Annotated in this window: 13 protein-coding genes; 10 read left to right on the top strand and 3 right to left on the bottom strand. The window is 65.6% G+C overall.

Annotated features, from left to right (window positions below; genetic code table 11):
* The first annotated feature begins 6 nt into the window (after nucleotides 1-6).
* The 10 genes from NG900_RS05350 (at nucleotide 7) to catC (ending at nucleotide 8,386) form a co-directional block, all read left to right on the top strand.
* A complete protein-coding gene (locus tag NG900_RS05350) occupies nucleotides 7-375 on the top strand; it encodes a hypothetical protein (RefSeq protein ID WP_252677577.1) in 369 nt (122 codons plus the stop codon).
* A 4-nt stretch (nucleotides 376-379) separates the two neighbouring features.
* Entirely contained in the window at nucleotides 380-901 is a 522-nt protein-coding gene (locus tag NG900_RS05345) for a nuclear transport factor 2 family protein (protein WP_252677569.1), read from the top strand.
* Complete coding sequence (locus NG900_RS05340) at nucleotides 898-2,052, top strand: amidase (protein WP_252677567.1); 1,155 nt, start codon at nucleotides 898-900, stop codon at nucleotides 2,050-2,052. The genes NG900_RS05345 and NG900_RS05340 overlap by 4 nt, the downstream gene beginning before the upstream one ends.
* 18 nt (nucleotides 2,053-2,070) lie before the next feature.
* Nucleotides 2,071-3,366 carry an aromatic ring-hydroxylating oxygenase subunit alpha gene (locus tag NG900_RS05335; protein WP_252677566.1) on the top strand — a complete coding sequence of 432 codons (1,296 nt, stop codon included), beginning with the start codon at nucleotides 2,071-2,073 and terminating at the stop codon, nucleotides 3,364-3,366.
* On the top strand, nucleotides 3,359-3,862 hold the full coding sequence (locus NG900_RS05330; RefSeq protein WP_252677564.1) for an aromatic-ring-hydroxylating dioxygenase subunit beta: 504 nt from the start codon (nucleotides 3,359-3,361) through the stop codon (nucleotides 3,860-3,862). The genes NG900_RS05335 and NG900_RS05330 overlap by 8 nt, the downstream gene beginning before the upstream one ends.
* An 8-nt stretch (nucleotides 3,863-3,870) precedes the next feature.
* Nucleotides 3,871-4,611 carry an SDR family NAD(P)-dependent oxidoreductase gene (locus tag NG900_RS05325; protein ID WP_252677562.1) on the top strand — a complete coding sequence of 247 codons (741 nt, stop codon included), beginning with the start codon at nucleotides 3,871-3,873 and terminating at the stop codon, nucleotides 4,609-4,611.
* A 15-nt stretch (nucleotides 4,612-4,626) separates the two neighbouring features.
* Nucleotides 4,627-5,580: a PDR/VanB family oxidoreductase gene (locus NG900_RS05320; RefSeq protein ID WP_252677561.1), complete on the top strand. Its 954-nt coding sequence runs from the start codon at nucleotides 4,627-4,629 to the stop codon at nucleotides 5,578-5,580.
* 4 nt (nucleotides 5,581-5,584) lie between these two features.
* Complete coding sequence (locus NG900_RS05315; protein ID WP_252677559.1) at nucleotides 5,585-6,718, top strand: muconate/chloromuconate family cycloisomerase; 1,134 nt, start codon at nucleotides 5,585-5,587, stop codon at nucleotides 6,716-6,718.
* A 175-nt stretch (nucleotides 6,719-6,893) separates the two neighbouring features.
* Entirely contained in the window at nucleotides 6,894-8,021 is a 1,128-nt protein-coding gene (locus tag NG900_RS05310; protein WP_252677557.1) for a porin, read from the top strand.
* Nucleotides 8,022-8,095: 74 nt separating this feature from the next.
* Nucleotides 8,096-8,386 (top strand): muconolactone Delta-isomerase, encoded by a 291-nt coding sequence (catC, locus tag NG900_RS05305; RefSeq protein WP_252678435.1) that lies wholly within the window; start codon nucleotides 8,096-8,098, stop codon nucleotides 8,384-8,386.
* Nucleotides 8,387-8,425: 39 nt separating this feature from the next.
* Here the strand turns inward: catC and NG900_RS05300 are convergent, their stop codons facing one another.
* Genes NG900_RS05300 through NG900_RS05290 form a run of 3 tightly spaced genes read right to left on the bottom strand, consistent with a single transcriptional unit; the run spans nucleotide 8,426 to nucleotide 12,203 of the window.
* A complete protein-coding gene (locus NG900_RS05300; protein WP_252677555.1) occupies nucleotides 8,426-9,490 on the bottom strand; it encodes a phosphotransferase enzyme family protein in 1,065 nt (354 codons plus the stop codon).
* Nucleotides 9,483-10,766, bottom strand: coding sequence for an aspartate aminotransferase family protein (locus NG900_RS05295; RefSeq protein WP_252677553.1), 1,284 nt, complete (start codon nucleotides 10,764-10,766; stop codon nucleotides 9,483-9,485). The genes NG900_RS05300 and NG900_RS05295 overlap by 8 nt, the downstream gene beginning before the upstream one ends.
* 54 nt (nucleotides 10,767-10,820) lie before the next feature.
* A complete protein-coding gene (locus NG900_RS05290; RefSeq protein WP_252677551.1) occupies nucleotides 10,821-12,203 on the bottom strand; it encodes an APC family permease in 1,383 nt (460 codons plus the stop codon).
* Nucleotides 12,204-12,326: the final 123 nt, after the last annotated feature.

Below are 12,326 nucleotides of genomic sequence, written 5' to 3'. Positions count from 1 at the left end.
GCCACCATGTCGCAATCGAACACGAGCCCGCTGCGCGTCCTCTTCTGCATCGGCATCACTCAGAACTTCTTTGACCTGCCCACGGGCAAGGGCATCGAGGTGTGGAAGGGATTCAGCACCATGATGCGTTCGCTGTCGCAACTGCCGGGCGTCAACGTCCTGGGCACGATCGACGACGACCGCCTGATGGTCGGCCCGTCCACCACGTCACCGTGGACGGTCTACATCATGGCCGACGTGCCTGACCACGACACGGTGGTCGCCGCGTGCAACCTGTTCCGCACCACGCCGGTGGGCGAATACAGCCTGTGGCGCTACGCCAAGGTGGAAGCCCGCGTGGGCCGTGCGCTCGAAATCCCGGCAGAGGCGGTCTGAGGCGATGACCTCCTCGCAAACTGCCGACAACCGCGCCATTGAGGCGTTGGCTCAGCGCGTGGACTGCCTCGAAGCACAGGACGCTGCCCGCCGCGTGCTGTCGCGCTACATGTCGTTGTGCGACGTGCCGGCGCCGACCGACGCGCGCGAGGGTGAGTTGGAAGCGCTGTTTGCCGACGACGCCGTCTGGGAAGGCGCCGGTGCCGAATATGTGGCCACCTTCGGGCGGCACGTGGGCCCAGCGGCAATCGGCGCATTCGTACGCAGCTACCTCCCGCCGTCGCCGCATTTCGTGCGCAACGTGCATTTTCTGACAAGCGAATCACTGCAGGCCGAGGCCGGCATCGTGCGCGGCCACTGGATCATGCAACAGGTCTCGGTCTATCGCGACGGGCTGTCGGAACTGATCAGCGCGCGACTGGCGGTGGAGTTTGTTCAACGTGACGGCATCTGTTGCATCCAGCACTTCCGCACAGAGCGGCTGTCGTGCCTGCCGCAGAGCGCCGCACAAGAGGTGACCCAATGACGAACTTTGTCTCCCGCCTGGAGTTGGGGGGCGCCGGCCCCGCCATCGCTATCAAAGACTCGATCGACATTGCGGGCTACCCGACCGTCGCGGGCAGCCGCGCACTGGCGGATGCACCACCGGCCGCAGAACATGCGGAGGTGATCTCCCGCCTCGTCGACGCGGGCTGGTCGATCATCGGCAAGACGACGATGCACGAGCTCGCGTTCGGCATCTCGGGCATCAACGAATTTGCCGGCACGGCCGTCAACGCCCAGGCACCTGACAGGATTCCCGGCGGATCGTCGAGCGGCTCGGCTGCGGCGGTGGCCGCTGGCGAAGTCGGCATTGCGCTCGGCACCGATACCGGCGGCTCCATCCGCATGCCGGCGGCGTGCTGCGGCGTGGCTGGTCTGAAGCCCACCTTCGGACGCGTGAGCCGACGCGGCGTGCATCCAGCACAGTCTTCACTCGACTGCGTGGGCCCGTTTGCACGGTCCGTTGACGGCATCGTCGCCGCCATGTCGGTCATTGCGCCGGGCTTCGATTTGCAGCGTGCACGCAACGCCAACCAGCCCTTCCGCATCGGCCTGCTCACCAACGTCGAATGCGAGGCGAGCCTGCTGCAAGCCGTGGAGGCTGCAGTCGGCCAATCCGGTCTTGCGATTCAGCCGGTGCGGCTCGAAGGCATGGCCGCGGCGTATCAGGCTGGCATGCGCGTGATCAACGTCGAGACGTGGGCCGCCTTCGGCCACCTCACCGACACCGGCGCATTGCAGCCCGACGTGCAACAGCGCCTGCTGGCCGCGCGCGGCGTCAGCCCGGACGAACTGGCACGCGCCGAGGTGGTGCGCCATCAATTCAGCGCGGAGTTGGATGCCCTGCTCGACACAGCGGATGCAATCGCGCTGCCTACCCTGCCCGACCTGCCGCCCCTGCTGGCCGATGTCCGGGCGGGCAAGCCCATCCTGAATCTGACGTCGCTGGTCAGGCCGTTCAACCTCAGCGGCCATCCCGCGCTGACGCTGCCCGTTCCGTTGCCGAACACCACGCTCAAGGCTGGGCTGCAACTGGTCGGTCGCAAGCACGACGACGAGACGCTGTGCGCCATTGCCTTCCGAATCGAACAAGCCGTCGAACAAGCCACCGCCGCCCGTGGTGCGGCCGCCTGAACCTCACGGAGTACCAACATGTGCACCAACGAACCCGCCACCTATCAGCCCGTGACCTTCACGGCCAAGCCAGAGCAACGCGTGCAGGACGACCGCGTTGACGGCTCGCTCTATCACGACCCCGCGCTGTTCGAACTCGAACTCGACCGCATCTTCTACAAGACCTGGATCTGGGTGGCGCACGAGAGCGAAGTCCGCAACGTGGGCGACTTCAAGACCACCAAGATCGGCCGCCAGCCGGTGATCGTCGTGCGCGACAAGAGCGGCACGATCCGCGTGCTGGAAAACCGCTGCCGCCATCGCGGAGCCACTGTGTGCGAGAAGCACAAGGGCAACGCAACGGGCTTCACCTGCCCGTACCACAGCTGGTCGTACGCGCTGGACGGCAAGCTGCGCGCTTTCCCGTATCCCGACGGCTATGAAGACATCCTCGACAAGTCGGAGCTGCCGCTGCGCTCGCTGCGCGTGGAAAGCTACGCGGGCATGGTCTTCGCCAGCTTCAACCAGGATGTCGAGCCGCTCACCGATTTCCTCGGTGAAGCCAAGCACTGGATCGACCTGTTCATGAAGCAGGGCGCCGGCTACCCGATCAAGACGCAGGGCGAACACAAGTTCCGCTTCCAGGGCAACTGGAAGATCCAGCTCGAGAACACCACCGACGGCTACCACTTCCCGATCGTCCACAAGTCGTGGATGGCATCGGTGGATGAAGAGACCTCCGAGATGCTCTCGTTCATGACCGATGACAAGGCTGTCACGCATGCGCTGGGCAACGGTCACAGCGTGATGGTGATGGTGCCCGAGCACGTCGACCTCGACGTCGACGACGGTACCGAGGAATTGCAGGAGCGCTTCGCTCACGTGATCGAAGCTCTGTCGAAGGACTATCCACCCGAGCAGGTGCGCCGCATCGTGCGTTCGCTGCACGGCGCCGGGTTCAACCTGAACCTGTTCCCCAACGTGGCGATGTCGATGGCGTTCTTCCGCGTGCTGCACCCGGTGTCGGTGGCCGAGACGGAAATTCGCCACGTTGCGCTCGGCATGGATGGCGGCCCCGAGATCGCCAACCGCGAGCGCCTGCGCATCCACGAGCACTTCCAGGGTCCGTTCGGCTTTGGCAGCCCTGACGACGCAGAAGCCTGGGAGCGCGTGCAGCGCGGCGCCAACGCGGGCACAGGCGTGCCGATCCTGGTCAACCGCGGGCTGAACCGCGAAGTCGTTGCCGAGAACGGCGACAAGGTGTCCCATGCCACCGACGAAGGTGGCATGCGCGAAGCCTATCGGATGTGGAAAAGGATGATGAGCCATGAATAAAGCCAACGAACTGCGCCACGTGGCGCCCTCGCTCCAACTCGCCACCGAGTTCATCTGGCGCGAGGCCGAACTGCTGGACCGCAAGGAGTACCACGCGTGGAACGCGCTCTGGATGGAGACCGGCGTGTACGTGGTGCCGATCGACCACGACACCACCGACTTTGCATCCACGCTCAACTACGCCTACGACGACGCGCGCATGCGCGCCATGCGCCTTGAGCGCTTGACCTCGGGGTACTCGGTGTCGGCCGTCGACGCGGCGCGCACCGTGCGCACCATCTCGCGTTTTGTGGAAGTGCCGACCGATGACGACCAGGTGATCGAGGTGAACTCCGCGCAACTGCTCGTCGCCTACAAGCGCGAGGTGCATACGCTCTTCGCCGCCGACCTGACCCACCGCCTGCGCTTCACCGAAGACGGCATCCGCCTGGAGCAGAAGGTGGTGCGCCTGATCAACTCGACCGATAGCCTGAACGCGCTCGGTTTCCTGCTGTAGGAGTCGCCATGAAACGTGTTGCGTTGATCACGGGCGCGGCCCGCGGTCTGGGTGAAGTCATTGCCCGCCGCATGCACGCCGCTGGCTATCGGGTCGCCGTTGCCGATCTGAACGTCGATGCGGCGCGCACCGTGGCGCAGTCGCTCGACGCCAGCGGTGACACGGCCATTGCGCTGGCGCTGGACGTGACCGACAAGGCTGCGTTCGAATCGGCCCGGGCGGCCCTGCAGGAACACTGGGGCGGTACCGACGTGCTGGTCAACAACGCCGGCAAGTCGCAAGTGTCGGCGCTGATGGACATCTCGCCCGAAGAATTCGACCGCATCGTCGCCATCAACCTGCGCGGCACGTTTGTCGGCTCGCAGGTATTTGGCGCGCACTTTGCCGAACGCGGCTTCGGCCGCATCGTCAACATCGGCTCGCTCGCCGGCCAGAACGGCGGCACCGCCACGGGTGCGCACTACGCGGCAGCCAAGGGCGGTGTGGCGGTGCTGACCAAGGTGTTCGCGCGTGAACTGGCCGAGCGCGGCGTCACGGTGAACTGCGTATCGCCCGGCCCTCTCGACCTGCCGATCGTGCACGAGACCGTGGCGCCGGAGCGCCTTGAAGCCATCCGCCGCGCGATTCCGGTGCAACGGCTCGGCTCGGCGGAATACGTGGCCGACGTGGTACTGCTGCTCACTGCCGAATCCGCCGGTGCGGTGACTGGCGCGAACTGGGACGCCAACGGCGGCCTGCTGATGCGCTGATCGGGAGGTCCAGTCATGGTCAAAGTCAAAGTCGAAAAGGTGGTGGACGAGGCGGTTGGCATTCGCTCGTTCCGTCTGGTCCCTGCGGATGGCCACACGCTGCAGGCATACGAGCCCGGCGCGCACGTCGATGTGCTCGGGCCGACCGGCGTGACGCGCCAGTATTCGCTGTGCAGCCCGCCAGATGATCTGTCCGCCTACCTGATCGCCGTGAAGCGTGAAGAAGCATCGCGCGGCGGTTCGTCCGCCCTGTACGACGGCGTGCGGGAAGGTGCGGAGCTATCCATCGGCAGCCCGCGCAACCTGTTCAGCCTGTCGCCCGAGGCCAGTGCGCATCTGCTGTTTGCAGCGGGCATCGGCATCACGCCGCTGCTGAGCATGGCGTATGCGTTGTCCCGCCAGGGCAGCCCGTTTCACCTGCATTACTTCGTGCGCTCACGCGAGCACGCGGCATTCGTATCCACGCTGGAATCGGCCCGCTTCCAGGGCAAGGTGACGTTCCACCTTGGCGTGGAACCGGATGCGCTGGAGCCCGCCCTCGCCCGCTGCATGGCGGACGCCACGCCCGGCACACATGCCTACACGTGCGGCCCCGCCGCCTTCATGGACCGCGTGGTTGCGGTGGGCGAGCGCAGCCTCGGCCCGGATGCCGTGCACCTGGAGCACTTCAAGGCCGTGCCCGTCGCCAGCGAAGTGCCGGCCGGTGCGTTTGAAGCCGAGCTGGCGCGCAGCGGCAAGGTGATCGTCGTGGCGGCGGATGTCTCGCTGGTCGACGCACTGCAGGCCGCCGGCTGCGACATCGACACCGAATGCCGCGAAGGCATCTGCGGCACCTGCGTGGTGCCGGTGCTCTCCGGCGAGCCCGACCATCGCGACAACTGCCTCTCCAAAAAAGAGAAGGCCGCCAACAGGCTGATCTGTGCCTGCGTATCGCGCGCACGAACGGCACGCATCGTCCTCGACCTCTGAAGCCATGACCGCTACCCCTGTCCGCATCGAGCGCATCGAGACGCTGCTCGTCGACGTCCCCACGATCCGTCCGCACAAACTGTCGGTTGCAACCATGAACTGCCAGACGCTGGTGCTCGTCCGGCTTCGATGCTCGGACGGCGTCGAAGGCGTGGGCGAAGGCACGACGATCGGCGGCCTCGCGTATGGCGAGGAAAGCCCCGAAAGCATCAAGGTCAACATCGACACGTATGTCGCGCCCATGCTGCAGGGCCTGGACGCAACGCGCCCCGGTGCGGTCATGGCAATGCTGCGCAAGCGCATCCAGGGCAACCGCTTTGCCAAATGCGCGATCGAAACCGCGCTGTTCGACGCGCAGGCACGCCGCCTTGGCGTACCGTTGTCGGAGCTGTTCGGCGGTCGCAGCACCGACGCCGTCGACGTGGCATGGACGCTTGCCAGCGGTGACACGCAACGCGATATCGCCGAAGCCGAAGCGATGATCGAGGCCCGCCGCCACCGCGCGTTCAAGCTGAAAATCGGCCTGCGCGCCGCAGCGGAGGATGTTGCGCACGTGGTTGCCATCAAACGCGCACTGGGTAACCACGCCGATGTGCGCGTCGACGTGAACCAGGCCTGGACGGAAAGCGAAGCGATCTGGGCTGGCGCGCGTCTGGCCGAGGCCGGTGTGAGCCTGGTTGAGCAGCCGATTGCGGCCACCAACCGCGCGGGCCTCAAGCGGCTCACGCAACTCGCGCACATTCCCATCATGGCCGACGAAGCGCTGCACGGCGCGACCGATGCGTTCGCGCTGGCGCACGAACGTGCGGCTGACGTGTTTGCCGTGAAGATCGCGCAATCCGGTGGGCTTCTCGGCGCGGCAAGCGTGGCCTCCATCGCTACGGCGGCGGGTATCGACCTGTACGGCGGCACGATGCTGGAAGGCGCGGCCGGCACGATGGCATCGGCCCACCTCTTCAGCACATTCCCGTCGCTGAAGTGGGGCTCCGAGCTGTTCGGCCCGCTGCTGCTGACGGAAGAGATCCTGACCGAGCCGCTGTGCTACCAGGATTTCAAACTGCATCTGCCCAGCACGCCCGGCCTCGGCATCACGTTCGATTGGCCGCGCATCGAGCGGATGGTGCGCCACGCCCATTGATCCGACGCGGGCACGCCCGAATCCCGACGCATCACCAAAGAACCCGATAGCGACCCGGCACCGTGTCGCTATGCAAGACCTGCTGCGCCACACGCAAGGCGGCGCGGCGGAAAAACCGGCATCAAGCCGCTCCGGATTGCCCATTCGGAGACAACACGAGAGGAGACCCTGCAGCATGAAAATACAGTCCATCGCAGCCGCATCTTTGCTGGCATGCGCCAGCGCCGCACAGGCACAGTCGAACGTCACGCTGTACGGCGTGGTCGATGCCAACGTGGAATACGCCACCAACATGGCCACCACGGGCGGCGGCTCGGGCAACCGTGCTGCGCTCGTCAGCGGCGGCCTGTCCGGCTCGCGCTGGGGCATGCGTGGCGTGGAAGACTTGGGCGGCGGCCTGTCCGGCATCTTCGTGCTGGAAAGCGGCTTCTTCGTCGACACCGGCACGTCGGGGCAAGGCGGCCGCCTGTTTGGCCGTCAGGCGTTCGTCGGCCTGCAGAGCAAGAGCCTTGGCCAGATCAGCCTCGGCCGTCAGTACACCGCACTGTTCGAGTTGATGGGTAACTTCGCGCCGATGGGCTATTCGAACCAGTACGAGCCGGTACCGGTGATGACCGGCCTGAACCTGCGTCAGGACAACATGGTCGTCTACAAGGGCTCGTTCGGCCCGGTGAATGTCCAGGCGCACTGGTCGTTCGGGACCGGCGTGCCCAGCGCAAGCCCCACGGGCGGCGGCAACGGCGAGGTGCCAGGCCAGTTCCGGCGCGACAGCGGCTACGGTGCCGGCGTGGCCTACGCGGCCGGGCCGCTTGGCGCAGCGCTCGTCTATGACCAGTACAACCCGAGCGTGGCGATTGGCGGCGGCGCATTCGGTTCGGGCACCGTCCGCAAGGCTGCCGTGGCGGGCAGCTATGTCTTCGGCCCTGCCAAGCTGATGGGTGGCTATCGCTGGGGCCAGAACAAGGATGCGCTCGGCGCGGTTGCGCTGCGCGACGACTACTACTGGCTCGGCGCCGTCTACAACGCCACCAGTGCGCTGGCCCTGTCGCTTGAGTATTCGTACGAAAAGATCAAGACCGTCAACAGCGCGCCGTCCACGGGGTCGAACCCGTGGCAGCTGGCGCTTTTGGCCGACTACAACCTGTCCAAGCGGACCGACGTGTACCTGACTGCGGCCTACGCCCGCAATGCGGGCCTGGTGCTGGATCAGGCCGGCACCGACCTCAACAGCGGCGGCTACCCGCTGGCGGCCGGCAAGACGAGCATGCTCGGTGCCGCAGTCGGTATCCGCCACAAGTTCTGATCGTCTGAGCGTACGAAGGCGTGCCGGCAGTCATGGCACGCCTGCCCTCCCCTCAAAATCCCAAGGAGCCCGCCGTGCTGTTTCATGTGGAAATGACCGTCAATCTGCCGCCCGACATGGATGCGGAGAAGGCCGCTGCGCTGAAGGCGCAAGAGAAGGACATGGCACAGCAACTGCAGCGCGATGGTGTCTGGCGCCACCTGTGGCGCATCGCCGGCCGCTATGCCAACGTCAGCATCTTCGATGTGGAGAGCCCGGCCCACCTGCACGACGTGCTGAGCCAGCTGCCGCTTTTTCCGTACATGTCGATGGAAGTGCAAGCGCTGTGCCGCCACGGGTCTTCCGTGCACAGCGACGATCGGTAACAGGCCAAGCCGGGCGGCTCGGCGAGCCGTCCAGTCCGGTCAACCTGCAGGCACCTCCACCGGCGCCACCATGTCCTGCCCGCGCCCGACAAACCGCTCGGCAAACCGGCACGCCAGGTCGATCAGGTAAGGCGCCAGCGCCTTGCCCTCCTCCGAGCCCGGCCGCGTATGCACCCACCCCAAGTAGGTAAAGCCGCGCGCCATCATGAACACCGGCAGCTTGTCGAGCAGCGCATCCGGCAGATCGCGATGCTCACGATATCCCGCAACCAGCGCCGCCTTGGCGGTGGGGTAGTTCGGATCGTTCTGGATGAAGTACAGCGCCGTCGCCAGTTCAAACAGGTGCCAGCCAAAGCCGGCGTCGTCGAAATCCAGCAAGCGCACCTGGCCGCCTGACACGAACAGATTCTCGGGCACGAAATCCGCGTGGATGAGGCCGTAGCACTGGGCCATGTCGGCGGTACCGGCCAGGCTCAGCATTTCCTGCCGGACCAGGTCGCGCGCCTCGATCAACAGGCTCCGCTGCTGCGCGGACAGCGCCTCCAGCTCCCAGAAGCGCCCCCAGAACGGCTGCTCGCCCACCAGACCATCCCTGTCCCACGCGTGCCGCTGGAAGCCCCCGGGCAACGTCCACGACGCGGCGTGATTGTGCAGGCGTGCCGCCAGATTGCCGACCGTGCGATACGTGGCCTCGATGTTCTGCAGGTCGTCGCCCAGCCCGTTCTCGGAGGTGCCGAGCTGATGACCCTCGATCCATTCAAACACGTCCACCTGCAAGGGCGCGGCAAGCCCTTCCACGCTGTCCGTGGCGAAGAGACGGCCGTCCACGGTGGGCACGATCGTGGGAACGTCGAACCCCGCGCGCTGCAAGGCCGCCATCCATTGCAGCTCGGAATCCAGCGCGCGATCGCAGTGATAGCCGCCGCGATGGATGCGCAAGGCGAAGCGCTCCCCATGCTGGGTCACGACCTTGAACACCGCGTTCTCACGAAACTTGATAAGGCTGAGTTCTGCGGGCTCAAGGCCCCAGTGCCGGAAGGCCGAATGGGCCAGCCGCCGCAGGATCTCCAGCGCCTGATCGTGTTGGACGGGTGGCTCAAACATGGGCGACGGCCTCCAGGCATTGATCGAGCGTGCTCAGCAACCTGTCCGCATGTGCCTTGGTGAACGGCAGCGGCGGCCGCATCTTCAGCACGTTGTCGAACGGGCCCGCACGGCTGATCAGGACGCCGTTCTCGCGCATCCGGTTGAGCACCATGTTGGCCATCTCGGCCGAAGGCGTCTTGCGCGCGCGGTCGGAGACCATCTCCACGCCAAAGAACAGGCCGCGCGCGCGGATGTCGCCAATGGCTTCGTGCCGTTGCTTAAGCTCACGCAGGCCCTGTGCAACGTACGCGCCCACGTTGCGCACGTTGTCGAGCAGGCGCTCCTCCTGGATGACGTCGAGCACGGCCAGCCCCACCGCACACGACACCGGATTGCCGCCGAAGGTGTTGAAGTACATCACGCGGCTGCGGAACGCGTTGATGATGTCCGCGCTGGAGACCAGCCCCGCAATGGGATGGCCATTGCCCATGGGCTTGCCCATCGTCACGATGTCGGGCTCCACGCCAATCATCTGATGGCCCCACATGTAGCCCGTGCGGCCGAAGCCCGCCTGCACCTCGTCGAAGATCAGCATGCCGCCAGCCTCACGCACGATGCGGGCGATGCGCGGCATGACGCCGGCAGGCACATCGGGCAGCCCTTCGTTGGCAAAGATCGGGCAGACCAGCATGCCGGCGAAACCGGTGCCGCTCTCTTCAAAGGCCCGGATGGCAGCCTGGACCTCGTTGACGTAGGCATCGGCAAGCGCCTCGCCCGTCAGGCCGTTCAGCGGGCGGTAGGTTTCGGGGAACGGAATGGCACGCACATTCGGCGACTCGGATTTCCCGCCACGGAACATCGTCGAAAGTTCATCGACCGCCGTGGTGTTGCCGTGGTACGTGCTGTTGGAGCAGATGATGCCCCGCTTGCCGGTCAGCTCGCGCACCATGCGCAGCGCCACGTCGTTTGCCTCGCTGCCGGTGCAGGTGAGGATGGCCATGTCGAGCGGCGCGCTGAACGTGGCCGTAAGCCGCTCCGTATAGTCGAGCAGGTTCTCGTGCAGATAGCGCGTATGCACATTGAGCAATCCGGCCTGGCGCGTGAGCGCCTCCACAACCCTGGGATTGCAGTGGCCCACCACGGGCACGTTGTTGTACGCATCGAGGTATTCATTGCCATCGGCATCGAACAGCAGCACGCCCTCCCCGCGCACCACATGCAGCGGCTTTTCATAAAAGAGCGGCGCGCCCTTGCCGACCAGACGGTAGCGGCGGTTCAGCAGGTCTTCACTCATACGGATGCATCTCCAGCAATCGAAAAGCAAGAGCGCCGTACACCACACTGGCGGCTATTGGGCACTGCGCAGGCGTGGACGGCGGACAAGGTAATAAACGGCGCACAGCCCGTAGCCGAGCGCGACGTATTCAAGGGCGGCGGGCTGCAATTGCACGCAGGCAGCCATGACGGCAAGCGCCAGCACCCCGGCGATGCCTGCGGAGACGCGGCCACCGATAGCCCGATACGGCCGGGCAAGACCGGGTTGGGCGGCACGCGCCCGAAGGAAGGACAGCAGGACGAGCAGGTTGCAGATGTTCAGGCAGAAGATGAAGCACACCAGCACCGTGTCGGCATCCATCTGCGCGCCCAACACCGCCAGCGCCGCCACCAGCCACAGTGCATTGGATGGCACGTCGCGTTTGTTCAACCGGGCAAGGCCACCATGCAGGAAACCGCCTTTGGCCAGGGAGAAAAACTGGCGCGATGCCGCATAGACCAGCGAAAAGGCGGTCGACAGCAGCGAGACGATGGAACCGATGCCCACCGCCGTTTCGATCCCGCCCGTAGCACCGGCAAACTTTGCACCGGCCACCGCAACGAACAGCGGATTGCCGTCGGCCGCTGCCACACGCTCAACACCCCCGCCCGCAGCAAAAATGAGCACCGAGATGCCGATCGTTACCACCGTCCCCACCGCTGCAAAGATGGCTTTCGGCAGGTGCTTTGACGGCTCGTGCATGTCGCCCGCCGCGTTGGCGGCCTGCTCCACGCCAAGAAACATGAAGAGCGCATAGGGGATGCACTCAAGCGCCCCGCGTATCCCATTGGGCAACAGGGTGGCCACGCCATCGTGATGGGAGTACAGCGCCGCCAAGGAGAAACCCGGCACCATGGCGGCACAGAAGAACACCAGCACCGCCACCGAAAAAAAGCCGCCCACCGTGGTCAGGAAGACGGCCTCCCGCGCGCCGCGCAACTGGAACAGCACGAACGCTGCAATCAGCGCGATCTTGAACAGCGAGCCGCCGACGCCGAATACGGACAGGCAATACGCCTGGATGAACGACGCCCCCACGCCCACGCACATGCTGACCGCCATGGCAATCGAGATACCGGCAAAGAAGCGGCCACCGTTGCCGAGCCCGATGGCGGCGAACGAATCCATGCCGTCGGCTTCAACGGGGCAAGCCGCCGCCAGTTCGGCAACGCACTGCACGAGGCACAGGTAGAAACACGCCATCAGCAGCGCAGCCAGGAGCATACCGCCCCAGCCGCCGATGCCCAGCCCCATGTTCCAGCCGGAGAAGTTGCCGGACACCGCAAAGGCAACGCCCAACCCCGCCACGTTCACCCATTTCAAACCGGTTCGGGGGACGCTTCCGTCGCCTTCCTGTTGAGTGGCCACCGCTGCTTCCGGCAACCCGGAGACAACCTGCCCGTATTGATGTTCCATCGTTCAGCGCTCCGGCCTGAGTTGGCGTGCGAGTGGTCTGTCGAAAGCAGTCGTGCGGTGGACAATGCCGGGACGCGTCTTCCCCCGCGCCAGACCGCGTGCGATGCACTAGAGGGAGAAGTT

The sequence above is a fragment of the Ralstonia soli genome (assembly GCF_023955655.1).
Taxonomy (GTDB): domain Bacteria; phylum Pseudomonadota; class Gammaproteobacteria; order Burkholderiales; family Burkholderiaceae; genus Ralstonia; species Ralstonia soli.
The sequence above is the reverse complement of the archived record's forward strand: the minus strand, read 5'-3'. Positions and strand labels throughout refer to the sequence as shown.